General features: G+C 51.7%; 22 protein-coding genes and 1 other annotated feature. Of the genes, 10 read left to right on the forward strand and 12 right to left on the reverse strand.

Annotated features, from left to right (window positions below):
- The first annotated feature begins 83 nt into the window (after nucleotides 1–83).
- The gene (gene aes / locus HV237_RS17850; RefSeq protein ID WP_047358020.1) at nucleotides 84–1,043 is read left to right on the forward strand and encodes an acetyl esterase; all 960 of its coding nucleotides are present in this window, start codon (nucleotides 84–86) and stop codon (nucleotides 1,041–1,043) included.
- On the opposite strand, the gene hemH is transcribed toward aes, so the two are convergent.
- The 8 genes from hemH to HV237_RS17890 all read right to left on the reverse strand — a co-directional run bounded on the left by hemH (nucleotide 1,040) and on the right by HV237_RS17890 (nucleotide 9,207).
- Entirely contained in the window at nucleotides 1,040–2,002 is a 963-nt protein-coding gene (gene hemH / locus HV237_RS17855) for a ferrochelatase (protein ID WP_016152084.1), read from the reverse strand. The two genes, aes and hemH, sit on opposite strands and share 4 nt — an antisense overlap.
- Before the next feature lie 180 nt (nucleotides 2,003–2,182).
- Complete coding sequence (gene adk / locus HV237_RS17860) at nucleotides 2,183–2,827, reverse strand: adenylate kinase (protein WP_003021773.1); 645 nt, start codon at nucleotides 2,825–2,827, stop codon at nucleotides 2,183–2,185.
- A gap of 232 nt (nucleotides 2,828–3,059) precedes the next feature.
- The gene (gene htpG / locus HV237_RS17865; protein ID WP_016152083.1) at nucleotides 3,060–4,934 is read right to left on the reverse strand and encodes a molecular chaperone HtpG; all 1,875 of its coding nucleotides are present in this window, start codon (nucleotides 4,932–4,934) and stop codon (nucleotides 3,060–3,062) included.
- A gap of 110 nt (nucleotides 4,935–5,044) precedes the next feature.
- Nucleotides 5,045–5,650, reverse strand: coding sequence for a recombination mediator RecR (recR, locus tag HV237_RS17870; RefSeq protein ID WP_016152082.1), 606 nt, complete (start codon nucleotides 5,648–5,650; stop codon nucleotides 5,045–5,047).
- Nucleotides 5,650–5,979 carry a YbaB/EbfC family nucleoid-associated protein gene (locus tag HV237_RS17875; protein WP_003021764.1) on the reverse strand — a complete coding sequence of 110 codons (330 nt, stop codon included), beginning with the start codon at nucleotides 5,977–5,979 and terminating at the stop codon, nucleotides 5,650–5,652. The genes recR and HV237_RS17875 overlap by 1 nt, the downstream gene beginning before the upstream one ends.
- 58 nt (nucleotides 5,980–6,037) lie before the next feature.
- The gene (gene dnaX, locus HV237_RS17880; protein ID WP_019076181.1) at nucleotides 6,038–7,966 is read right to left on the reverse strand and encodes a DNA polymerase III subunit gamma/tau; all 1,929 of its coding nucleotides are present in this window, start codon (nucleotides 7,964–7,966) and stop codon (nucleotides 6,038–6,040) included.
- Nucleotides 6,641–6,705 (reverse strand) — a sequence feature (DnaX frameshifting element). It overlaps the preceding gene by 65 nt.
- A 118-nt stretch (nucleotides 7,967–8,084) precedes the next feature.
- Nucleotides 8,085–8,636 (reverse strand): adenine phosphoribosyltransferase, encoded by a 552-nt coding sequence (apt, locus tag HV237_RS17885; protein WP_006685676.1) that lies wholly within the window; start codon nucleotides 8,634–8,636, stop codon nucleotides 8,085–8,087.
- Nucleotides 8,637–8,829: 193 nt separating this feature from the next.
- Entirely contained in the window at nucleotides 8,830–9,207 is a 378-nt protein-coding gene (locus tag HV237_RS17890) for a DUF454 family protein (RefSeq protein ID WP_029139439.1), read from the reverse strand.
- Nucleotides 9,208–9,276: 69 nt separating this feature from the next.
- Here HV237_RS17890 and priC point away from each other — a divergent pair, with 69 nt between their 5' ends.
- Nucleotides 9,277–9,804, forward strand: coding sequence for a primosomal replication protein N'' (priC, locus tag HV237_RS17895; RefSeq protein ID WP_016152078.1), 528 nt, complete (start codon nucleotides 9,277–9,279; stop codon nucleotides 9,802–9,804).
- Between the two features lie 14 nt (nucleotides 9,805–9,818).
- Nucleotides 9,819–9,980 carry a pleiotropic regulatory protein RsmS gene (gene rsmS, locus HV237_RS17900; protein WP_072058772.1) on the forward strand — a complete coding sequence of 54 codons (162 nt, stop codon included), beginning with the start codon at nucleotides 9,819–9,821 and terminating at the stop codon, nucleotides 9,978–9,980.
- A 74-nt stretch (nucleotides 9,981–10,054) separates the two neighbouring features.
- Here rsmS and mscK read toward each other — a convergent pair whose 3' ends face one another.
- Both mscK and acrR read right to left on the reverse strand, forming a co-directional pair.
- Entirely contained in the window at nucleotides 10,055–13,420 is a 3,366-nt protein-coding gene (gene mscK, locus HV237_RS17905; protein ID WP_047358019.1) for a mechanosensitive channel MscK, read from the reverse strand.
- A gap of 127 nt (nucleotides 13,421–13,547) precedes the next feature.
- Nucleotides 13,548–14,198, reverse strand: coding sequence for a multidrug efflux transporter transcriptional repressor AcrR (gene acrR, locus HV237_RS17910; protein ID WP_047358018.1), 651 nt, complete (start codon nucleotides 14,196–14,198; stop codon nucleotides 13,548–13,550).
- Nucleotides 14,199–14,339: 141 nt separating this feature from the next.
- Here acrR and acrA point away from each other — a divergent pair, with 141 nt between their 5' ends.
- The 6 genes from acrA to HV237_RS17940 all read left to right on the forward strand — a co-directional run bounded on the left by acrA (nucleotide 14,340) and on the right by HV237_RS17940 (nucleotide 21,132).
- A complete protein-coding gene (gene acrA, locus HV237_RS17915) occupies nucleotides 14,340–15,533 on the forward strand; it encodes a multidrug efflux RND transporter periplasmic adaptor subunit AcrA (RefSeq protein ID WP_016152074.1) in 1,194 nt (397 codons plus the stop codon).
- A 22-nt stretch (nucleotides 15,534–15,555) separates the two neighbouring features.
- Nucleotides 15,556–18,705, forward strand: coding sequence for an efflux RND transporter permease AcrB (gene acrB, locus HV237_RS17920; RefSeq protein ID WP_016152073.1), 3,150 nt, complete (start codon nucleotides 15,556–15,558; stop codon nucleotides 18,703–18,705).
- A gap of 487 nt (nucleotides 18,706–19,192) precedes the next feature.
- Nucleotides 19,193–19,567: an Hha toxicity modulator TomB gene (gene tomB, locus HV237_RS17925; protein WP_003021733.1), complete on the forward strand. Its 375-nt coding sequence runs from the start codon at nucleotides 19,193–19,195 to the stop codon at nucleotides 19,565–19,567.
- A 27-nt stretch (nucleotides 19,568–19,594) separates the two neighbouring features.
- The gene (locus tag HV237_RS17930; protein ID WP_002892050.1) at nucleotides 19,595–19,813 is read left to right on the forward strand and encodes an HHA domain-containing protein; all 219 of its coding nucleotides are present in this window, start codon (nucleotides 19,595–19,597) and stop codon (nucleotides 19,811–19,813) included.
- 180 nt (nucleotides 19,814–19,993) lie between these two features.
- Nucleotides 19,994–20,545 carry a maltose O-acetyltransferase gene (gene maa / locus HV237_RS17935; RefSeq protein ID WP_016152072.1) on the forward strand — a complete coding sequence of 184 codons (552 nt, stop codon included), beginning with the start codon at nucleotides 19,994–19,996 and terminating at the stop codon, nucleotides 20,543–20,545.
- A 116-nt stretch (nucleotides 20,546–20,661) separates the two neighbouring features.
- The gene (locus HV237_RS17940) at nucleotides 20,662–21,132 is read left to right on the forward strand and encodes a YlaC family protein (protein WP_016152071.1); all 471 of its coding nucleotides are present in this window, start codon (nucleotides 20,662–20,664) and stop codon (nucleotides 21,130–21,132) included.
- A 78-nt stretch (nucleotides 21,133–21,210) separates the two neighbouring features.
- Here HV237_RS17940 and ykgO read toward each other — a convergent pair whose 3' ends face one another.
- Together ykgO and HV237_RS17950 are read right to left on the reverse strand one after the other, a co-directional pair.
- A complete protein-coding gene (gene ykgO / locus HV237_RS17945) occupies nucleotides 21,211–21,351 on the reverse strand; it encodes a type B 50S ribosomal protein L36 (protein ID WP_005125190.1) in 141 nt (46 codons plus the stop codon).
- A 1-nt stretch (nucleotide 21,352) separates the two neighbouring features.
- Nucleotides 21,353–21,613, reverse strand: a complete 261-nt coding sequence (locus HV237_RS17950) for a type B 50S ribosomal protein L31 (protein WP_016152070.1) — start codon at nucleotides 21,611–21,613, stop codon at nucleotides 21,353–21,355.
- A 188-nt stretch (nucleotides 21,614–21,801) separates the two neighbouring features.
- Here HV237_RS17950 and HV237_RS17955 point away from each other — a divergent pair, with 188 nt between their 5' ends.
- On the forward strand, nucleotides 21,802–23,355 hold the full coding sequence (locus tag HV237_RS17955) for an EAL domain-containing protein (RefSeq protein ID WP_047358017.1): 1,554 nt from the start codon (nucleotides 21,802–21,804) through the stop codon (nucleotides 23,353–23,355).
- Nucleotides 23,356–23,386 lie beyond the last annotated feature (31 nt).

Consider the following 23,386-nt stretch of genomic DNA (forward strand, 5'->3'; position numbering starts at 1 on the left):
GCTGAGTTTCAATATCGGACGGTGAGATCGCAGTTTATCCGGGATGAATTTCTACAATAACTCACCTTCACAAGGAGCGCTTTATGAAGCCGGAAAACAAGATCCCCGTACTCGACAACATTTCGGATGAAATGAAAAGTGTGGTGAATTTTCATCGCGAAGATTTGCCACCGTGGCCCGCTGCCGATGACTTTGTGGCCCAGCGTAAACACTACATTCATGAACGGCAGTTGTGGAATGCCGATGCCCCACAGATGAATACCCGAGAATGCGTTATTTCCACCGCATACGGCCCCGTTGCCACACGAATTTACGCTCCGCTGCCCCATAGCCAGGCGACGCTATATTACCTGCACGGCGGCGGTTTTATTCTCGGTAATCTGGATACCCACGATCGCATTATGCGTTTACTGGCGCGCTATACGCAGTGCACGATCATTGGCATCGACTATTCGCTTGCGCCAGAGGCCCGCTACCCGCAAGCCATCGAAGAGATTGTCGCCGTCTGTCAGTACTTTTATCAGCACGCTGGCGATTATTCCCTTAATGTGAATCATATTGGTTTTGCGGGCGATTCCGCCGGGGCCATGCTGGCGCTTGCCAGCGCGTTGTGGTTGCGGGATAAACAAATTGCCTGCGGCAAGGTGGCTGGCGTGCTGTTGTGGTATGGGCTTTACGGCCTGCAGGATTCACTGAGCCGACGGCTAATGGGCGGAGCCTGGGATGGTTTAACTCGCGAGGATCTGCAGATGTACGAAAACGCGTACCTGCGTAGCGCCGACGATCGCGAATCACCATACTATTGCCTGTTTAATAACGACCTGACGCGCGACGTACCGCCGTGCTTTATCGCCGGTGCGGAGTTTGATCCGCTGATTGACGATAGCCGCTTATTGTTCCAGACGCTACAGGCGCATCAGCAGCCCTGCCAGTACAAAATGTACCCCGGCACGTTGCACGCCTTCCTGCACTATTCGCGGATGATGAAAACCGCCGACGATGCGTTACGGGAGGGCGCGCGTTACTTCAGAGCGCAGCTTTAACGGTAGGCTGCGGTCAGTTTAACCATCATTTCGATATGTTCCGGTGTGGCATTCAGCGCCGGAATATACTCATATTGCTTACCGCCTGCCTCAAGGAAAATCTCCCGGTTTTGCACCGCTATCTCTTCCAGCGTTTCGAGACAATCAGCCGCGAAGCCCGGACACATGACCTGGATATGTCGGGTCCCTTTCTCCGCCAGCATTTTTAACGTTTCATCGGTATATGGCGTTAACCACGGTTCACGGCCAAAACGAGACTGGAAGGTCATCATCACTTTTTCCGGCGGCAAGCCAAGCGCAGAAACCAGCTCACGAGTCGTATCGCGACAGCGCTGCGGGTAGTCATCGCCTTCATCGGCGTAGCGCTGCGGAATGCCGTGATAGGAAAGCAGCAGCAAATCGGGTTCACCATGTTGAGCAAACGAATCACGGGCGCTCTTGGCCAGCGCATCAATGTAGCTGCTGTCATCAGCGTAATCACGAATAAATGAGATACCAGGAATACTGCGTTTACGCGCTAAGATTCGCGCCAGTTCATCCCAGACTGCCGCCACGGTAGAACAGGAATATTGCGGGTACAGCGGTAACACCACCATGTGTTCAACTCCGCTTGCCAGCAGTTCATCGACCGCGCTTTCAAGCGACGGTGAACCGTAGCTCATCCCCAGCGCGACAGGCGTATTTGGCAGACGTTGTGCCAGCGCCTGCTGTTGCGCCTTGCTGTAGACCATCAGCGGGGAACCGTCTTCCATCCAGATTGACTGGTACAGCTTCGCCACGCGTGGCGCACGCAGCGGCAAAATCACACCACGCAGCAGCGGCCACCACAGCGCAGGTGACGTATCGACTACGCGTTGATCGCTTAAAAACTGGCGCAGGTAGCGCTTAACGGCTTCGGGGGTTGGGGCATCGGGAGTGCCGAGGTTTGCCAGCAGGATACCGGTTTTCGTCTGACGCATTACCGCCTCTTATCGATTCAAATTGTTGATAATTGTAGCGGAAAAGCGATAAAGAAGAACTAATTGCTGTGAAAGGTAAGACGAGAATTTGCCTGATGGCGCTGCGCTTATCAGGCCTACATAAAATCGTAGGCCGGATAAGGTGTTTACACCGCCATCCGGCATTGACTGCGCTAAAACTTAACCGAGGATTTTTTCCAGCGCTGCGCGAACGTCAGCCACAGCCTGGGTGCCATCAACTTTCGCGTATTTGGTGTTACCCGCCTGCGCTTCTTTCGAGTAGTAGCCGATCAGCGGAGCGGTCATCTGATGGTATTCCACCAGGCGCTTACGTACGGTCTCTTCCTGATCGTCTTTACGGGTGGTCAGCTCTTCGCCGGTCACGTCGTCTTTTCCTTCAACCTTAGGCGGGTTGAATTTGATGTGGTAAACGCGGCCAGAAGCAGCGTGTACGCGACGACCCACGATACGGTCAACGATCAGCTCATCCGGAACGTCGAATTCAAGAACGTAGTCCACGTTGATGCCTGCTTCTTTCATGGCATCAGCCTGCGGAATAGTACGCGGGAAGCCATCAAGCAGGAAACCATTACGGCAGTCTTCCTGAGCAATACGCTCTTTTACCAGCGCGATCACCAGCTCATCAGTCACCAGCTTACCGGCGTCCATGATGTCTTTCGCTTGTTTGCCCAGCTCGGAGCCAGATTTCACGGCAGCACGCAGCATATCACCGGTGGAGATTTGCGGAATACCATACTTCTCCATGATGAACTGAGCCTGAGTTCCTTTACCCGCGCCCGGAGCGCCAAGCAGAATGATACGCATTACGAAAATCCCCTTAAAGGTTGTCGATATTTTTTAAAAAGCGCTAAACGATACCACCATCACGCAATTGGCTCAAGGAAGACGCCCGACGCTGAAACGGTTAACGGTGGGAAAATTAAAAATGAGGAGAGAAAATGCCGGATCGCGGTGTAAACACCGTATCCGGCCAGGGATCGACGAGATGGTGTAAGCCGGACACGCGTTAGCGTCATCCGGCATTACCTTACGGCTATCAGGACACCAGCAACTGGTTCATACGACGAATGAACTGGTTCGGATCTTCCAGCGTGCCGCGTTCAGCAAACAGCGCCTGATCCAGCAGCAGTTCAACCCACTCTTTGAACTGTGCTTCGTCCTGGGTATCCGCCGTGCGTTTGACCAGCACGTGGTCCGGGTTGAGTTCAAAGATATATTTCACTTCCGGTACGGCCTGGCCAGCAGCTGCGAACAGTTTCGCCATCTGGGTGCTCATTTCGTCCGCATCGGTGGTAACGATGGCCGGCGTGTCGGTCAGACGGTGAGTCAGACGCACTTCTTTTACGCGATCGCCCAGCAGGGTTTTCACGCGCTCAACGAACGGCGTCAGCGCTTTTTCCGCTTCTTTTGCCGATTCGTCAACGTCATCCGCCAGCTTGTCGATGGACTCGTCAGCTTTGGCTACGGACTGGAATGCCTTACCGTCGAACTCGGTCAGGTAGTTCATCATCCACTCATCGATACGGTCAGAAAGCAGCAGCACTTCGATGCCTTTCTTACGCAACAGTTCCAGGTGCGGGCTGCTCTTCGCCGCCGCATAGCTGTCTGCGGTGATGTAGTAGATTTTCTCCTGCCCTTCTTTCATACGCGACACGTAGTCTTCCAGCGACACGGTTTGTGCGGAGGAGTCAGTGTGCGTGGACGCGAAGCGCATCAGCTTAGCGATCGTTTCCTGGTTAGCGTTGTCTTCCGCCGGACCTTCTTTCAGTACCAGGCCGAACTGTTTCCAGAAGGTCTGGTATTTTTCTGCGTCGTCTTTCGCCAGTTTTTCCAGCATCTGCAGTACGCGTTTGGTCAGCGCGCTACGCAGGTTACGGGTGACGGTGCTGTCCTGCAGGATCTCACGAGAAACGTTCAGCGGCAGATCGTTAGAATCTATCAGGCCACGCACAAAGCGCAGGTAATTCGGCATAAACTGCTCGGCGTCGTCCATAATGAACACGCGCTGAACGTACAGTTTCAGACCATGCTTGTGATCGCGGTTCCACATATCCCACGGAGCCTGAGATGGGATGTACAGCAGGCTGGTGTACTCCTGCTTACCTTCCACACGGTTATGACTCCAGGTCAGCGGATCAGTGAAGTCGTGCGCGATATGTTTGTAGAATTCGTTGTACTCGTCGTCTTTGATTTCCGACTTGTTACGGGTCCACAGCGCCTGCGCCTTGTTGATCTTTTCCCAGGAAACTACGGTCTCGCCGTCTTTCTCTTCGGATTTTTCGATCTCTACCGGCAGCGCGATATGGTCGGAATATTTGCTGATGATGGAACGTACGCGCCAGTCATCAAGGAACTCGTCTTCGCCTTCGCGCAGATGCAGCGTGATTTCGGTGCCGCGATCGTCTTTGGTGATGTCGGCAACGGTGTACTCACCTTCACCCGCAGATTCCCAGAACACACCATTTTCCGGTTTATCGCCCGCTGCGCGGGTACGCACGGTGACTTTATCCGCCACGATGAACGCAGAGTAGAAGCCAACCCCGAACTGGCCGATCAACTGGCTGTCTTTTGCCTGATCGGATCCCATGGATTCAAGGAAAGATTTAGTACCGGATTTCGCAATGGTCCCCAGATGATCGATAACGTCATCACGATTCATCCCCACGCCGTTATCGGCAATGGTCAACGTACGCTTATCTTTATCGAAGGAAACACGCACACGCAGCTCACCGTCACCTTCATACAGGTCCGGGTTAGACAGTGCGCGAAAACGCAGCTTGTCTGCCGCATCCGAGGCGTTAGAGATAAGCTCACGCAGGAAGATTTCTTTATTGGAATACAGAGAATGGATCATCAGGTGCAGAAGCTGTTTTACTTCTGACTGAAAACCACGAGTTTCTTGTCCTTTCATGTAGGTCTACCTCAACAATGCCATTTTCAATGGTAAAAACAGGTTGAGGGTGAAATGGGGACAAGCGGGAAGGATTTCAAGCGGAAGCCGCCGTCGCGGCCTCCGTTTGTTCAGAATTTAATCTTGTGTCGTCCTGCCAGAGAGTGCGACAGCGTGGTGCCATCGACCATTTCCAGCTCGCCACCAACCGGAACGCCATGGGCGATACGGCTGGCTTCAACGTCATATTGCATGCAAAGCTCAGCAATATAGTTGGCGGTCGCCTCTCCTTCGACCGTGGGATTGGTCGCCAGGATCAGTTCGCTGATTTGCTCAGATGCCAGCCGCTGCTCGAGACGATCCAGCCCGATATCATCAGGACCAATACCGTCCAGCGGAGACAGGTGTCCCATCAGCACGAAGTAACGTCCAGAAAATTGCCCGGTTTGCTCAATGGCGTAGATGTCCGCCGGACTCTCCACCACGCAAATCTGACCGTTTTCCTGGCGACGCGGGTTCGAGCAGATGTTGCAGACGTCTTGTTCTGTGAATGTGCGGCAATCGGCACAGTGGCCGATTTCCGACATCGCCTTCGTTAACGCCTGCGCCAGACGCATCCCGCCGCTGCGATCGCGCTGAAGCAGCGTGAACGCCATGCGCTGCGCAGACTTCGGGCCAACGCCCGGCAGACAGCGCAGAGCTTCCATAAGCTGAGTTAACAGCGGGCTGGTTTGCATCAGAACGGCATCTTAAAGCCAGGCGGCAGCTGCATTCCGGAGGAAACAGAGGCCATCTTCTCTTTCTGCGTCTCTTCAATACGGCGCGCGGCGTCGTTGAATGCCGCAGCAACCAAGTCTTCCAGCATCTCTTTGTCGTCTTCCAGCAGGCTTGGGTCGATCTCCACACGACGGCAGTTATGCGCGCCGTTGATGGTTACTTTTACCAGACCCGCGCCAGATTCACCGGTCACTTCCAGCTTGGCGACTTCTTCCTGCATCTGCTGCATTTTTTCTTGCATCTGCTGGGCCTGTTTCATCAGGTTACCCAGACCGCCTTTACCAAACATAGGCTTCTCTCTCAATCACGTTAAGGGATGACGACCGTCAAACCGTAATGGCTGACGATCAAATGGGGCGAATACTCTCTTCGTCCAGGTCCGCATCGAAAAAACGACGCAGCGTCTGAATGTTATTATCCGCAATAATCGACTCACGCGCCTGCGCGAGTTTCTCTTCATAAATGGCCTGACGCCACTCCAGCGGCGTGCGCACCGCTGGATTATCATCTTCAACGATGGTCAATTCAACCGTTGACCCTGTTAAGGAACTCAATGCTTCGGCCAGTTTTTGCTGCGCGCCGCTGGAGTTAAGGTGTCGCTGCGTGGAACGCAGGTGCAGGCAAACCACGTTGCCATTCTCTTCTTTCCAGGCATTAAGCGCCACCTGCTCCACCAGTTTAGGCAGCGAGAGCTGGCTTACCTGTGCGGCCCACGGGTCGCGTTCGATGGCCTCAGCCGCCAGCTTTGCCGCCAGTTCTGGCGTTTTTTCATGCTCAAGCGCTTTTTTCAGCGCTTTCGGCGTAGCGACGACCTCTTTGACTTCTGCAACAGGATTGGTCGCTTTCCAGCGATACGCTTCTTTCTTCGCTGGCGCTTTTTCCAGCGCAGAGACCGCTGGACGCGCCTGAACACGTTCCGACACCGAAGCCAGTCTTTCCAGCGCAGCATTATTCACCGGCCGCGCGCGGGAAGCGGCTGCCGGTTCACTCTTTTTTGGTTTGGTTGCTCCCTGAGCGCGTTGCAGTTGGCTGCGTGCCGCCAGCACCTGGCTGGTAGCATCGGAGAGCGGTACATTCTGTTGCTGTTGCGCTGCCGCAGGCTGCTGCGGCACCTGCGTCGGGTTCATCACCGCAGTGGGTGCGACCGGGGCAAAAGACTGTCGCGGGGCTTCAGGTTCCGGGAGCGGCATGCGCGGATGAAAAGCCAGCGCACGTAGCAGCGTCATTTCAACGCCCATTCGCCTGTCCGGCGCATACGGCAGTTCTTTGCGCCCGATTAACAGGGTCTGGTAGTAAAGCTGCACATCGGTTGGCGGGACGATTCGCGCCAGTTCGCGCATACGCTGTTCAATGGCGGCCATATCGCTGCCGAGCGCGGCAGGTGAAAGCTGAACCATGGCAATACGATGCAGCAGAGCCGACATCTCAACCAGTAGCGCTTCCCATTCAATACCGCGCGCGGCGGCATCGTTCACCAGCGTCATAACGCGTTCGCCGTCCGCAGCCACAACCGCTTCAACCAGCGAGAGCGCCTGGTCGTCGTCCAGCGTGCCGAGCATGGTGCTGACCGCGTCGGTCGAGACCTGACCATCGCCGCTGGCGATCGCTTGATCGGTCAGACTCAGCGCATCGCGCAGGCTGCCGTCCGCGGCGCGAGCCAGCAGTTGCAACGCACGTGGCTCATGGGCGATATGCTCTTCTTTGAGGATATGCTCAAGCTGATGGCGAATCTGTTCGACATCCAACGCTTTAAGATGGAATTGCAGACAGCGCGACAGGATAGTCACCGGCAGCTTCTGCGGATCGGTAGTCGCCAGCAGGAACTTAACGTGCGCGGGCGGCTCTTCGAGCGTTTTCAGCAGGGCGTTAAAACTGTGGCGCGACAGCATGTGCACTTCGTCAATCAAATAGACCTTAAAGCGACCGCGCGCTGGCGCGTACTGGACGTTATCCAGCAGGTCACGGGTGTCTTCGACTTTGGTGCGTGAGGCGGCGTCGATTTCAATCAGATCGACAAAGCGCCCCTGCTCGATTTCACGGCAGTTATCACACACGCCGCACGGCGTAGCGGTGATGCCGGTTTCACAGTTTAATCCCTTCGCCAGCAAACGGGCGATTGACGTTTTCCCGACGCCACGGGTGCCGGAAAACAAATAAGCATGATGAATACGCCCTAACGACAAGCCGTTCGCCAGTGCCGTCAGCACATGTTCCTGGCCGACGACGTCAGCAAAGGTTTGTGGGCGCCATTTTCGGGCTAAGACCTGATAACTCATTGGCAGGCTCTGAAAGGCTGGAGGGTGGATTCACAGGGGGATAATGCTAACACAACCTCGCAGCGACGGCGAGGTTGTGTGTCTCGGTATTAATCTGCCGAGATAAGATAGCCCGAAATTAGTGGCCCGGGAATGGAACCAGGCTATAACAGGTCAGTCCCTGCTTTTCCAGACGCTGCTCGCCACCCAGATCAAACAGGTTAATGATAAATGCAGCATCGGTCACTTCGCCACCCAGACGGCGGATCAGTTTCACGGTTGCTTCAATCGTGCCGCCGGTTGCCAGCAGGTCGTCCACAACCAGAACTTTATCACCAGGTTTGATGGCATCTACGTGGATTTCCAGTTGATCGGTGCCGTATTCCAGCTCATAGCTCTCAGCAATAACTTCACGCGGAAGCTTACGGGGTTTACGTACCGGAACAAAACCAACGCCCAGACCCAATGCTACCGGCGCGCCAAACAGGAAGCCACGCGCTTCGGTACCAACCACTTTAGTGATACCCGCATTTTTGTAGCGTTCAACCAGCAATTCAATACTGAGGGCGTAGGCTTTCGGGTCTTCCAATAAACTGGTGACATCACGAAAAAGAATGCCCGGTTTTGGGTAATCGTGGATGCTTTTGATGCTATTTTTGAGAAACTCAAGCTGCTGTGCAGTCGCGGTCATAAGTTTGTGCCTGATTAATACAGTATTACTTCACGGCGCACTATACACTTCATCCTCGACGTATCTTGAATGATTTTGAGTCTGTATAAGAGCCAAGGTTACACGTGCTTAACCTTTGACCACCTGCGCCTGTGCTCGAAAACGGTCGAATTTACTGGCTGTGAGAGACAATTGCAACAGCGTTTATTGCGCTTTACTGCTTTTGTTGTTTTTCATCAATCACCGGGATCCGCCACATAAAAATCAGTAAACAGGCGAGAATAACCAGCAGCAGGCCGCGTACCCACATCATATTGACCAGCCACAGTGAAATACTAAACGTTACCAGGATCAACAAAATAGCGCGCGGCTTTGCTCCCGGCGGCATCGCGCGGTGTTTTTGCCAGTGGCGCAGATACCCGCCGAACCACGAACGGTACAGCAACCAGTCGTGAAAACGCGGCGATGAGCGAGCAAAACACCAGGCGGCCAGCAAGATAAACGGCGTTGTCGGCAACAGAGGCAATACAACGCCCAGCGTTCCTAACACTACCGCTATCCAGCCTATGATGATTAGAATAATGCGTTGCATAATATGAATACTTAACACAGAGAATCGCTACTTTATCATAACAGTTCTCATTTTCATCGGAGTGTTGTCGTGAAAACCGTCATGCTGCTTCAGACGCTCGAAAACCAGCTTAACCGCTTGCGGCAGCGTTGTGCCCCACTGGCACACCATGCCACGCTTAGCGCCCGCTTTGACAGGCATCTGTTTCACACCCGCAGCACGTTGCTACAGGCCTGTCTGGATGAAGCTGATGATAATCTCACTGCTCTACGTCGCGCAGTTGAACAGCAACAACTACCACAAATTACCTGGCTTACGGAACACCTTGCCTCACAGTTAGAGGCGATTTCACGTGAAACCGCCAGTTGGTCGCTCCGGGAGTGGGACAGCGCCTCTCCTGGCCTGGCGCGCTGGCAGCGTAAGCGAGTTCAACACCAGGAGTTTGAGCGCCGCCTGGTTGAAATGACGCGTGAACGTAAAGAACGCCTGGCACAGGTTACGGGCTTTGAAGAACAGCAAAAACTGCATCGCGAAGTAGAGGCATTCGAGGCACGACTGGCACGCTGTCGTCATGCACTGGCAAGAATAGATAATGTGCTGGCGCGTTTAACCCGCTAATCCCCGGAGAATTTATGTCATTAAAGAACGCCCCAGATGAAGTCAAACTGGCCGTCGATTTGATTGTTCTGCTTGAAGAGAATCAGATGGAGCCTGAAACAGTTCTGAAAGCACTGGAGATTGTGAAGCAGGATTACGAGAAGAAACTGCTCTCTTTATCTAAAAAAGAGCGGTAACTGAAAACCTGATGGCTTTGCACTTATCAGGCCTACGAATGAATCGAAGCTCGCAGGCCTGATGATTATTTCTGTTAACCTACCGAAGGCGTCGGATCGTCACCTTTAATGATGTCACGCTTAACCTCGGTCACGGTGTCACCTTTCGCGTTATGCAGATGAACTTCGAGCTGGTTAAAGGCGATATCAATGTCATTTTCACGGCACAAACGATCGACCGCCCGGTTAAGTTCATCAACCGTGTGGCTACGATCGCGCAATTCACGCACGTATAAACGCAGCTCATGATCCAGCGTGCTGGCGCCGAAGGCGGTAAAGAACACTGCAGGCTCCGGATCGTGCATCACTTTCGGGTGTTCTGTCGCCGCCTGCAACAGCACCTTCTTCACTTTGTCCAGATCCGAACCATAAGCCACGCCAATGCGGATCACCAGACGCGTGGTGGTATCGGAGAGCGACCAGTTGATCAAACGCTCCGTCACGAATGCTTTGTTCGGGATGATCACCTCTTTGCGATCGAAGTCAGTAATGGTGGTGGCACGGATGCGGATCTTGCTGACCGTTCCGGAGAACGTACCGATGGTCACGGTATCGCCGATGCGTACCGGGCGTTCAAACAGAATAATCAGACCGGAAACAAAGTTACCGAAAATTTCCTGCAAGCCGAAACCAAGACCAACCGAGAGAGCAGCGGCCAGCCACTGTAGCTTATCCCACGAAACGCCGAGCGATCCGAAGACCGTCATCGCACCAATGGCGATGATGGCGTAATTCAGGATCGTGGTGATCGCATAAGAAGCCCCCTGGCGCATCTTCAGTCGCGAGAGCACCAGCACTTCCAGCAGGCCGGGTAAGTTGCGGATCAGCGCCCACGCGACCATTGACGCAATAATCGCAAACAACAGGCTGCCCATGGTGACGTCTTTCACCACTGCCGCACCCGCTTCGGTGCCGTTGTAATGCCAGAGCGTTATGCTGTCGAGATAGCTGAACACGGTGATCAAATCAGACCAAATGGCCCAGAACAGAACACCAAACAGGGCAACCATCACCAGCATGGTTATACGCAGCGTTTGCTGGTTAACCTGCTCCAGCGCAATAGTCGGTTCTTCCTGCGGCTCTGCGCCTTCGGCCCCTTCTTTCACCAGGTTTTGACGACGCGCTAACGCACGACGCCAGGCGATACGGCGAGCCGCTACGCTCAACCCTCGCAGCACCGTCTGGTACAGCAGATTCCAGAGGATAACCAGATAGACCGTTTCAATCCAGCGGCCCGCCAGGCGCAGCGTGGTGTAGAAATACCCTGTCGCCGTCAGCACCATTAATGCAATCGGAATAATAGACAACACGGTAATGGTGACCAGACGCAGACCATGCGACTCTTTGTCACGCCAGCTTTCGCGGCACATCGGCCATACCAGGAAGGCGATCAGCAGCAGGTTGAGGAAAATGACCACCTGGCCAAGCACATCGTCCATCAAATTAAGCGGCGACAGCTCAGCAATGACCGACCAGAAGTTAAGCGGCAACAGCGCAAGGCTAATACGCACAATCTGGCGACGCCAGTGGCTGGTCTGCTTCGCTGGCATACCAAAATGACGTATCGCCACGCCATCTTTTTCCAGCACCTTCCAGCACAGACCAAACACCAGCCAGAAGATGGTCATCTTCTTACTGAACGCCCACAGCAGGTCGCTAATATTCAGTTGCATAGTCAGCAGAATCAGACCCACCGCGAGGATAATCAGACACGCCGGCAAGGCTCTGATGAGATCGATCAGAATCGCTTTTGGCGTATTAAGCTGACTGTCATTGCGCAGGTTCCCCACCGCGGCGGCTAATTTTGCCTGATAATCCTTCAGCCACTTCAAACGCCAACGGATTAACCCGGCGATAAGCAGCAGCGGCAGCCCTGCCAGGAACGCAATAAACACGGCGGGCCAGGCTTTTTCCCAGTTCACCGTGATTTTCATCGACTTAAACTGGTCTTTTAGGGTTTGCGGGAAGGCTTTGATCCAGTCCCAGTCCATCGGACGGTTACTGTTAACCCAGAAGATTTGTTGCGTGAGGATCTCTTTCAGGTTTTTCGACACGCTCATTAACTGCTGCTGGTTGATTTGCAGATTAATCGCCATCATCAACTGGTTGCCCAGCTGCTTATTTAGCTGATCCAACAGTTCACGACGCATATCCACGACCTGCAGCAGGGCATCATGGACTTCAGGGTTAACGTCGTTGCTGTGCCCTTCTTCCAGTTTGGCGACAAACGCATCATTCTGGAACAACGTATCGCGCTGCTGGTTGACTTCGAACTGCTCCAGACGCAAATCGGCGATCCGGTTGGTCATATCGGCAAGCTCATCCGCCGACGGCAGCGTTTGTTGTTGCTGATATAAAATGCGCGACAGCAGCAGACTGCCTTTCAGAACGGCGATCTGCTCTTTAATGTTGCGTTCGGATTGCAGCGCGCGGTCAAGCCAGTTTTTGACCTTGATATTTTGCTGCATCAGGCTGTTGCCGTTTTCAGTCGCGGCAATCAGGCGCTGGCTGAGCTGATGGTTAACATCAAGTTCCTGCTTCACTAACGGATTGGACTGAATACGCTCGGCTTCGTCCGGCGTTACCGCTTCCTGTGCCGTCTTTTCGGTTAACGTCAGTCGTTTGCTGTTCACCGCCTCTTGCAGGAGCTGGAGCTGGTGTTCAAGGCGGTTAGTGTGCGCCGTCACATAATCGCGTTGTTTTTGCAGGGTATCCTGCAAAACGGTATTCCCTTCGAGGCTCTTACGCTGCTGGTCGATCTGCGCGTTCAGCAACGCTTGCTGCGCCTGCAGCAGCACCTGCTGGCTGGGGCGTAAAGCCGCCTCTCCCACAGTGGTGCCATCGAGTCGATTGCGGATTTGCTGCATCTGTTGCGACGCGGTGTACATCGCATTTTGTACACGCTCTGGCTGTGTCTGCAGCGATACCAATTGGCTGTTGTAAGCGGCCAGATCGTTTTGCGAGCTTTGCAGGTCATCCAGGACCTGCGACACGCGCGACTCAAGCTGTCGTAAGGAGAGCGTACTCAGCGTTTTTCGCGTTTCATCGTCATTATCGACATCGCTAAGCGAATTTAGCGCATCCGTCGCCTGACGCATTTTCTCCGGCGCCTGGGCAACTTTTTGCCGAAGCTGTACGGTTTCATCCTTCACACGATCGATTTTATCCAGCGTGGCAATGGTATCGATGAGATCCTGTTGAACCAGCTTATCCTGTGCGGAGAGATCTTTTTGTTTATTCAGCGTGTCTAACTGGCTCTGAATATCCGCTTTCGTCGGCAGTTCACCACTCTGTTGCGCCCGCGCAAATGCAGATGACTGGCAGGATAGCAAAAGAATGAAGAAAAGAATGGTAATAGCAATAAGATGCTGTGAACGTTTATAGAGCTGCAACATAGTCATGAGAATGAAGGTTTCTGAACCGGAAAAGTGACCGAAAATAGTCAAGCGGCAAGAATATCACGGCTGTGACCGGCAGAATAGCAGGAGGCAAAATGACCAGGAGAATTCCTGGCACAGACCCAGAGAGTTAACAGGTTTCCGCTACGTTAACCCGCAAGGTTGGGCAGAGAAGACACATCTCAAGCAGCACGGCGACGTATTCCCGAGCCTCTTTTTTCAGATCAAAAGATTCAGGGGCAAATAACCAGTTCTCGATAATTCCGGTAACATAACTACGCAGCAGCACCGCCACGCGACGCGTGTTCAGATTTTCCGGCAGCATGTTGGCGTTCATGCAGTGCCACAATGTTTGTTCGATACGGTCGTAATTTTCAATACACAGACTGCGTTGAGCTAGCTGAACTGAGGCCATTTCCCCGACAAATTCGCATTTGTGGAATATAATTTCCAACAATAAACGTCGGCGTTCTTCTGTCACGGTAGCTTCAAGAACGTAAATTAAAATTTCTCTTAATACTGATAGTGGATCGTCGGGGAATTTTGCCTGATACTCAGTCTCTAACTCATCAATGTTAGGTTTTGCTAGCTCCCAGATTTCACTGAATAAATCCGATTTGTTTTTGAAATGCCAATAGATCGCGCCGCGCGTGACACCAGCGGCTGCTGCGATCTCCGCAAGCGAGGTGGATGATACCCCTTGTTGCGAAAACAAACGCAGAGCAACATCGAGAATGTGCTGTCGAGTTTCCTGTGCTTGTTGTTTGGTTTTTCGTGCCATAGGTCAGTGAATTTACAGGCGTTAGATTTACATACATTTGTGAATGTATGTACCATAGCACGACGATAATATAAACGCAGCAATGGGTTTATGGGCTTTCAGCCATTGATCAATTTGAAATCGGACACTCGAGGTTTACATATGAACAAAAACAGAGGGTTAACGCCTCTGGCAGTCGTTCTGATGCTCTCAGGCAGCTTAGCGCTAACAGGATGTGACGACAAACAGGCCCAACAAGGGGGCCAGCAGATGCCAGAGGTTGGAGTTGTTACGCTCAAAACTGAACCTCTACAGATAACAACCGAACTCCCGGGTCGCACCAGTGCGTATCGCATTGCAGAAGTTCGTCCTCAGGTTAGCGGTATTATCCTGAAGCGTAATTTCACGGAAGGTGGTGACATCGAAGCGGGTGTATCTCTCTATCAGATTGATCCTGCTACTTACCAGGCCGCTTATGAAAGCGCAAAAGGCGATCTGGCAAAAGCACAAGCCGCAGCAAATATCGCTCAACTGACGGTCAAACGTTATCAGAAACTGTTGGGTACTAAGTACATCAGTCAACAGGATTACGATAGTGCACTGGCAGACGCACAACAGGCGAACGCCTCCGTTGTCGCCGCGAAAGCCGCGGTAGAAACTGCACGCATCAATCTGGCTTATACCAAAGTGACGTCGCCGATCAGCGGCCGCATTGGTAAATCATCCGTTACTGAAGGCGCTCTGGTGCAAAACGGTCAGGCAACCGCACTGGCAACCGTTCAGCAGTTGGATCCCATCTATGTGGACGTGACGCAGTCAAGCAACGATTTCCTGCGCCTGAAACAAGAGTTGGCCAACGGCACGCTGAAGCAAGAAAACGGTAAAGCGAAAGTCGAACTGGTGACTAATGACGGCATTAAATTCCCGCAGTCCGGTACGCTGGAATTTTCTGATGTCACGGTAGATCAAACCACCGGGTCGATTACGTTACGCGCAATCTTCCCTAACCCGGATCACACCTTACTGCCGGGTATGTTCGTCCGTGCTCGTCTGGAAGAAGGGACTAACCCAACTGCATTACTGGTTCCACAGCAAGGCGTTACCCGCACACCGCGTGGCGATGCCAGTGCATTGGTTATCGGTGCAGACAACAAAGTTGAAACCCGTCAAATTGTCGCCGCACAAGCGATTGGCGACAAATGGTTAGTCACTGATGGACTTAAACCGGGCGACCGCGTGATTGTCACTGGGCTGCAAAAAGTACGTCCTGGCGCGCAGGTAAAAGCGCAGGAAATCACCGCTGATAACAACCAGCAAGCTGCAAGCGGTAGCCAGCCTGAACAGTCCAAGTCTTAACTTAAACAGGAGCCGTTAAGACATGCCTAATTTCTTTATCGATCGCCCAATATTTGCGTGGGTGATCGCCATTATCATCATGTTGGCAGGGGGGCTCGCGATCCTCAAATTGCCGGTAGCGCAATATCCGACTATTGCACCGCCAGCAGTGACGATCTCCGCGACCTACCCTGGCGCTGATGCCAAAACAGTACAGGATACTGTTACGCAGGTTATCGAACAGAATATGAACGGTATCGATAACCTGATGTACATGTCCTCAAACAGTGACTCCACGGGTACCGTGCAGATCACGCTTACCTTTCAGTCTGGTACTGATGCGGATATCGCGCAGGTACAGGTGCAGAACAAACTGCAGCTGGCAATGCCGCTTCTGCCGCAGGAAGTACAACAACAGGGTGTGAGCGTTGAGAAATCATCCAGTAGCTTCCTGATGGTTGTCGGCGTAATCAACACCAACGGCACCATGACGCAGGAGGATATTTCCGACTACGTGGGCGCCAACATGAAGGATGCCATCAGCCGTACTTCAGGTGTGGGTGATGTTCAGCTGTTCGGTTCCCAGTACGCGATGCGCATCTGGATGGATCCGAACAAACTGAATAACTTCCAGCTGACGCCGGTTGATGTGATTAGCGCCATCAAAGCGCAGAACGCCCAGGTTGCAGCCGGTCAGTTAGGCGGTACGCCGCCGGTGAAAGGCCAGCAGCTTAACGCTTCGATTATCGCGCAAACCCGTCTGACCTCCGCCGATGAGTTCAGCAAAATTCTGCTGAAAGTGAATCAGGACGGTTCCCAGGTGCGTCTGCGTGACGTAGCGAAAGTCGAACTGGGTGGCGAGAACTACGACATCATTGCGAAGTTCAACGGTAAACCGGCATCCGGTCTGGGTATCAAGCTGGCGACAGGCGCTAACGCCCTGGACACCGCAAACGCTATCCGCGATGAACTGAAGAAGATGGAACCGTTCTTCCCGTCAGGTCTGAAGATCGTTTACCCGTATGACACCACGCCGTTCGTGAAAATCTCTATTCACGAAGTAGTGAAAACGCTGGCGGAAGCCATCATCCTCGTGTTCCTGGTAATGTATCTGTTCCTGCAGAACTTCCGCGCGACGCTGATTCCGACTATCGCCGTGCCGGTGGTGCTATTGGGTACGTTTGCCGTCCTTGCGATTTTCGGCTTCTCGATAAACACGCTGACGATGTTCGGGATGGTGCTCGCCATCGGCCTGTTGGTGGATGACGCCATCGTTGTGGTCGAGAACGTTGAACGTGTAATGGCTGAGGAAGGGCTACCGCCGAAGGAAGCAACACGTAAATCGATGGGCCAGATTCAGGGCGCACTGGTTGGTATCGCTATGGTGCTGTCAGCGGTATTTATTCCGATGGCCTTCTTCGGGGGATCTACCGGTGCAATTTACCGTCAGTTCTCCATCACCATTGTTTCGGCGATGGCGTTATCAGTCCTGGTGGCATTGATTCTGACCCCTGCCCTGTGTGCGACCATGCTCAAACCGGTTGCTAAAGGCGATCACGGAGAAGGCAAAAAAGGTTTCTTCGGCTGGTTTAACCGCATGTTCGATAAGAGCACGCACCATTACACCGACAGCGTGGGCGGTATTCTGCGCAGCACCGGTCGTTATCTGGCGCTGTATCTGATCATCGTCGTGGGTATGGCCTATCTGTTTGTTCGTCTGCCAAGCTCGTTCCTGCCGGATGAAGACCAGGGGGTATTCCTGTCAATGGCTCAGCTGCCAGCGGGTGCAACGCAAGAGCGTACCCAGAAGGTGCTGGACGAAATGACGGATTACTATCTGACCAAAGAAAAAGCGAACGTTGAATCGGTGTTTGCCGTTAACGGCTTCGGTTTTGCAGGACGTGGTCAGAACACCGGTATCGCGTTCGTGTCTCTGAAAGACTGGAGTGAACGTCCAGGCGAGGAGAACAAGGTTGAGGCAATTACTCAACGTGCGATGGGCGCATTCTCGCAGATTAAAGACGCGATGGTCTTTGCTTTTAACCTGCCAGCGATTGTGGAGTTAGGGACCGCGACCGGTTTCGACTTCCAGCTGATTGACCAGGCAGGTTTAGGTCATGAGAAGCTAACCCAGGCGCGTAACCAGCTGTTTGGTGAAGTTGCGAAACATCCTGATCTGTTAGTCGGCGTACGTCCTAACGGTCTGGAAGATACGCCGCAGTTCAAGATCGATATCGATCAGGAAAAAGCGCAGGCTCTGGGTGTATCCATTAGTGATATTAATACAACGCTGGGTGCAGCATGGGGCGGAAGCTACGTAAATGACTTCATCGACCGTGGTCGTGTGAAGAAAGTTTACATCATGTCTGAAGCGAAATACCGTATGTTGCCGGAAGATATTGGAAACTGGTATGTCCGCGGTAGCGATGGACAGATGGTACCGTTCTCCGCCTTCTCTACCTCACGTTGGGAATATGGTTCACCACGTCTGGAACGCTATAACGGTCTGCCTTCCATGGAAATCTTAGGCCAGGCCGCACCGGGTAAAAGTACCGGTGAAGCCATGGCAATGATGGAGGAACTGGCCAGCAAACTGCCATCCGGTATCGGCTATGACTGGACCGGTATGTCCTACCAGGAACGACTGTCCGGCAACCAGGCCCCTGCTCTGTATGCCATTTCACTGATTGTCGTATTCCTGTGTCTGGCGGCATTGTACGAGAGCTGGTCAATTCCGTTCTCCGTCATGCTGGTGGTACCGTTAGGTGTTATCGGTGCATTGCTGGCGGCAACGTTCCGCGGCCTGACCAACGACGTTTACTTCCAGGTAGGCCTGCTCACAACCATTGGGTTGTCGGCGAAGAACGCGATACTTATCGTCGAATTCGCCAAAGACTTGATGGATAAAGAGGGTAAAGGTCTGATAGAGGCGACGCTGGATGCGGTCCGCATGCGTTTACGTCCGATCCTGATGACATCGCTGGCCTTTATTCTGGGCGTAATGCCGCTGGTTATCAGCTCCGGCGCAGGCTCCGGCGCGCAGAACGCCGTTGGTACTGGCGTAATGGGCGGGATGGTGACGGCAACCGTGTTGGCTATCTTCTTTGTTCCGGTGTTCTTTGTGGTGGTACGCCGCCGCTTTAGCCGCAAAAGTGAAGATCTTGAGCATAGCCACTCAGTAGACCATCATTGATAGATCTCTAAAGATAAGGCCGCGCAAGCGGCCTTTTTTCAGGAAAAATCATAAAAATTACTTATTGCTATTTCGTTTATTTTCTCCAGGGTAAATAAGCGATATAATCCCTGTAGCCTTAAAGGCTATTCTTAAAAATCATTGAGAGTTCTTATTTACTTTAATAAATATTAAGATTATTCCTGGTAAGCGGTTCACATTGTCGATTGTTACCTTTCGTTGCTAAACCTAATCAAGATAACTCGATGATTGCCCGAAGAATAAAGAAATTGTCCGATTCCGAATAACCGCATTTATCTGTTAAAATGTAAAAATGACCTGACATCATAAGTTTGCATAATTGTAATTTTTCGTGATATGACGATGAAATCTTTTTTAGACTAGATTATAGTTAAATCATCAGGAGTCGCGGGCAAGTTCCAGGTAGTCTGTTGTATCCATCCCGAAGGTGTTCGGTTAGTTTAAGCCACGAAGAAGGGGATGCGTTATGGATGAATACTCACCCAAAAGACATGATATCGCGCAGCTTAAATTTCTCTGCGAAACCCTGTATCATGACTGTCTTGCAAACCTTGAACAAAGTAACCATGGCTGGGTTAATGACCCTACCTCTGCCACCAGCTTGCAGCTCAATGAACTGATAGAGCATATTGCAACCTTCGCACTTAATTATAAAATTAAGTACAATGAGGACAATAAGCTGATCGCGCAGATAGATGAATACCTGGATGACACTTTTATGTTGTTCAGCAGTTATGGTATTAATACGCAGGATCTGCAGAAATGGCGGAAGTCAGGTAATCGACTGTTTCGCTGTTTTGTCAATGCCACCAGGGCTAATCCTGTTAGTTTGTCTTGTTAAAAATTATTACAATCATAGGTAAGATTTATGTCCGATAAACCATTAACTAAAACTGATTATTTGATGCGCCTGCGACGTTGTCAGACAATTGACACACTTGAGCGCGTTATTGAAAAAAATAAATATGAATTGTCCGACAACGAACTGGCTGTATTTTACTCAGCAGCAGATCACCGCCTTGCTGAATTGACCATGAATAAGCTCTACGACAAGATTCCAACTTCTGTTTGGAAATTCATTCGCTAATTGCTCACGGGTTAAGTCAGGTATAGCGGTACATTTGTCTGGCTGACCATTTTCGTATTTACAATGGTTATTTAAATCAAATCACGTGACTACGATCACAGCGAAGAAGTGGGAACGTTCCCCTTGTTTGCATTGCGTTTTACTGTGTTGAAATGACCTCCAGTACACAGGAAATTCGTAATGAGTAATGAAAAGCAAAAAATGATCGCCGGTGAACTTTATCGCCCGGCGGATGAAACATTGCGCCACGACCGACTACGCGCTCGTCAGTTGACCCATCGCTACAATCTCACCGCTCCCGATGAAAAAAATGCGCGACAAGCTATCCTGCATGAGCTGTTGGGCCAGAGCGAAGGGGCTTACATTGAACCCTCTTTTCGTTGTGATTACGGCTATAACATTTATCTCGGTAAAGAATTTTACGCCAACTTCGACTGCGTTATGCTCGACGTCTGCCCGATCCATATTGGCGACAACTGCATGTTAGCCCCAGGAGTCCATATTTATACCGCCACCCACCCGCTGGATGCCACCGAGCGAAACAGTGGCATGGAGCTCGGCAAACCCGTGACTATTGGCAACAACGTCTGGATAGGTGGACGCGCAGTGATAAACCCTGGCGTAACGTTGGGTGATAACGTGGTTGTGGCCTCAGGCGCGGTGGTCACGAAAAGCGTTCCGGCAAACTGCGTGGTTGGGGGCAATCCCGCCAGGATTATCAAAACGCTGTGATCTTAAATGTAACTGTTATGCTAAATTGTGGTTAATCTGTTACTTTCTTCAAAAGGTATCCCCTTTTAAAATAGGGCGATCGCATCTGAATATCGCAGACACTACAAAGGCAAGAGATGACAGAAATACAGCGCCTGCTTACCGAAACCATCGACGACTTAAATATTCGCGAAAAGCGCGACAACAAACCGCGCTTTAGCATCAGCTTTATTCGCAAACATCCCGGCCTGTTCATCGGCATGTATGTTGCGTGGTTTGCCACGCTGGCGGTGATGCTGCAGTCAGAAACGTTAGTCGATTCAGTATGGCTGCTGGTGGTTCTGTTCGTCATACTCAACGCGTTTTTCTTTTTCGACGTTGCGCCGCGATACCGCTTTGAAGATATCGACGTACTGGATTTCAGAGTTTGCTATAACGGGGAATGGTATAACACGCGCTTTGTCCCCCCTTCACTCATCGATACCATCCTGCACTCACCTTCCGTCGATAGCGAACATAAAGCGCAGCTGCAAAAGATGATATCGCGTAAGGGTGAACTCTCGTTTTACGATGTCTTTACGCTAACCCGTCCCCAGACCAGCCAGTAACGACATCTCAACACAGATAAAAAAAGTGCGTCCCGATGAAGGAAACGCACTTTAATCCCTGAAATGTTGGTAAAGAAACTAACGTCTTTTTTTACGACCCTGAACAGCTTTAAAGCGCGGATTCGTTTTGCAGATTACGTACAAACGCCCTTTGCGTTTCACTATCTGGCAGTCAGGATGACGCTGTTTTGCACTACGAAGTGAATTGAGTACCTGCATCTTAACCTCGCTTAGTGCCAATAAAATGACCAAAACGTTTCTGGAAACGTGCTGCACTGCCTTCGTTATCAAAGGTTTTTTGTTTCCCGGTATAGTACGGATGCGATTTGGAAGAGATATCCAGGGTCACGTAAGGATACATTTTCCCCTCAAACTCAATCTCACGTTCCGTTTTAATGGTCGAGCCGACCTTAAAAAATTCATTGGCGCTGGTATCGTGAAACACCACAGTACGGTAAAAAGGATGAATATCCGGCTTCATGGCAACCTCGATTTGTTACGTTATAACATAACCATCAAAATACACCACTCTTGTATAAATCACAACCTGGTTTACGCGATTAAGAGTTAAACGGGATGATAAGTGGCCGTAAATATATGATGCCAATCGAATAGCTTTTTCGGCTTTCGGATATACTTTCCCTACGCTGTGTTAATAAGGATATCACTGTGATAACACGACATCTGATAAGCCTGGTGACTGGGGTGCTGTTTCTTTCCATCCTCGCGCCCGTAGGTTTAAGCCTGTGGCTGGCGCATCGTCAGGTCGAAACGAAATTTATCGATGAACTCGATATGTTCTCAACCCGAGTCGCATTACGTACGGAACGCGTAGGTGAACAGGCCAAAAAAGCGTTGCGCCATATTGAAGCTTTTCAGGGTGAACCTTGTAGTGAAGAGCATCTGCTTGAAATGCGTCGTTTGTCATATAGCTATCGCTATATTCAGGAAGTGCTGTACCTCAAAGATAACGTTCCACAATGCTCATCCCTGGAAAAAAGAAGCCAGGCAGCCGCGTTTCCTCCAGCAATGAAAATCACGCCCGATGGCTACCACGCATGGTTGACCATGCAAAACGATTTGGGCATCAAGCGTTTTATGGCAGCATTAGGTAGCAAGCATTACGTCGTGATGATCGATCCCGGTTCTTTTATTGATGTCATCCCGTTTGGCTCATGGCCGATTGAAGTCGCTATCCTTGGTACCGCGCGTAACACGGTGGTAGCCAGTAGCACCGATCTGCCACCGGATGTTTTACAACATATGCAACTAGAGCATTCGATTACCCATCTGCAGAAAGACGGCAGTATTTATAACGCCCGCCCCTTCCCCGAACTGGGCATTACGGTTGTAACCTGGGCATCCACTGTACCTTTGCAAAAGAGCTGGCACCGACAAGCGCTAATCTGGTTACCGGCAGGGATCCTCCTCGGCTTACTCACCGCAGCCTTTATTCTGCGTATTTTGCGCCGTTTACAGTCCCCTCATCACCAGTTGCAGAACGCTATCCAGCATCGGGATATCAAGGTCTACTACCAACCGATTATCTCGCTCAAAACGGGGAAAGTGGTCGGGGCAGAGGCGCTGGCTCGCTGGCCACAGGCCGACGGGAGCTATCTGTCGCCTGAGATTTTCGTCGCACTGGCGCAAGAGACCGGGCTTTCAGAGCCGCTCACCCGTTTGATTATTGAAAGCGTATTTGACGATTTAGGAAAATGGTTGCGTCAATATCCCCACCAGCATATATCCATTAACCTTGAGTCAGCCGATCTGACCTCCGAAACGCTTCCAGCTCTGTTAAGCCAGAAGGTGAACCACTGGCAACTTAAGCCTGCACAAATCGCGCTGGAACTGACCGAACGCGAATTTGCCGACCCAAAAAACAGCGCGCCGTTTATTGCTAAATACCGACAGGCAGGCCATTCAATCTATATTGATGACTTTGGTACCGGCTATTCAAGTCTTAGCTATTTGCAGGATCTGGATGTGGATATCCTGAAGATCGACAAATCGTTCGTCGATGCGCTGGAGTACAACAACGTCACGCCACATATCATCGAGATCGCGAAAACGCTGAAGCTGGAGATGGTGGCAGAAGGTATTGAAACCGAGAATCAGGAAGCCTGGCTACGCCAGCACGGCGTGCAGTACGGTCAGGGCTGGCTCTACAGTAAAGCGCTGCCGAAAGCGGAATTTATTCTGTGGGCAGAAAAACGGCTTTAGCATGGCTGTTGATGTTGAGATGGCTGGCGGC

Origin of the sequence: Citrobacter sp. RHBSTW-00570 (genome assembly GCF_013739755.1) — a bacterium.
Classification (GTDB): Bacteria; Pseudomonadota; Gammaproteobacteria; order Enterobacterales; family Enterobacteriaceae; genus Citrobacter; species Citrobacter braakii.

Bases quoted from the DNA above. Each gene is read 5' to 3' on its own strand.
- aes (WP_047358020.1), top strand. From the start codon at position 84: ATGAAGCCGGAAAACAAGATCCCCGTACTCGACAACATTTCGGATGAA.
- hemH (WP_016152084.1), bottom strand. From the start codon at position 2,002: ATGCGTCAGACGAAAACCGGTATCCTGCTGGCAAACCTCGGCACTCCC.
- adk (WP_003021773.1), bottom strand. From the start codon at position 2,827: ATGCGTATCATTCTGCTTGGCGCTCCGGGCGCGGGTAAAGGAACTCAG.
- htpG (WP_016152083.1), bottom strand. From the start codon at position 4,934: ATGAAAGGACAAGAAACTCGTGGTTTTCAGTCAGAAGTAAAACAGCTT.
- recR (WP_016152082.1), bottom strand. From the start codon at position 5,650: ATGCAAACCAGCCCGCTGTTAACTCAGCTTATGGAAGCTCTGCGCTGT.
- HV237_RS17875 (WP_003021764.1), bottom strand. From the start codon at position 5,979: ATGTTTGGTAAAGGCGGTCTGGGTAACCTGATGAAACAGGCCCAGCAG.
- dnaX (WP_019076181.1), bottom strand. From the start codon at position 7,966: ATGAGTTATCAGGTCTTAGCCCGAAAATGGCGCCCACAAACCTTTGCT.
- apt (WP_006685676.1), bottom strand. From the start codon at position 8,636: ATGACCGCGACTGCACAGCAGCTTGAGTTTCTCAAAAATAGCATCAAA.
- HV237_RS17890 (WP_029139439.1), bottom strand. From the start codon at position 9,207: ATGCAACGCATTATTCTAATCATCATAGGCTGGATAGCGGTAGTGTTA.
- rsmS (WP_072058772.1), top strand. From the start codon at position 9,819: ATGTCATTAAAGAACGCCCCAGATGAAGTCAAACTGGCCGTCGATTTG.
- mscK (WP_047358019.1), bottom strand. From the start codon at position 13,420: ATGACTATGTTGCAGCTCTATAAACGTTCACAGCATCTTATTGCTATT.
- acrR (WP_047358018.1), bottom strand. From the start codon at position 14,198: ATGGCACGAAAAACCAAACAACAAGCACAGGAAACTCGACAGCACATT.
- acrA (WP_016152074.1), top strand. From the start codon at position 14,340: ATGAACAAAAACAGAGGGTTAACGCCTCTGGCAGTCGTTCTGATGCTC.
- acrB (WP_016152073.1), top strand. From the start codon at position 15,556: ATGCCTAATTTCTTTATCGATCGCCCAATATTTGCGTGGGTGATCGCC.
- tomB (WP_003021733.1), top strand. From the start codon at position 19,193: ATGGATGAATACTCACCCAAAAGACATGATATCGCGCAGCTTAAATTT.
- HV237_RS17930 (WP_002892050.1), top strand. From the start codon at position 19,595: ATGTCCGATAAACCATTAACTAAAACTGATTATTTGATGCGCCTGCGA.
- maa (WP_016152072.1), top strand. From the start codon at position 19,994: ATGAGTAATGAAAAGCAAAAAATGATCGCCGGTGAACTTTATCGCCCG.
- HV237_RS17940 (WP_016152071.1), top strand. From the start codon at position 20,662: ATGACAGAAATACAGCGCCTGCTTACCGAAACCATCGACGACTTAAAT.
- ykgO (WP_005125190.1), bottom strand. From the start codon at position 21,351: ATGCAGGTACTCAATTCACTTCGTAGTGCAAAACAGCGTCATCCTGAC.
- HV237_RS17950 (WP_016152070.1), bottom strand. From the start codon at position 21,613: ATGAAGCCGGATATTCATCCTTTTTACCGTACTGTGGTGTTTCACGAT.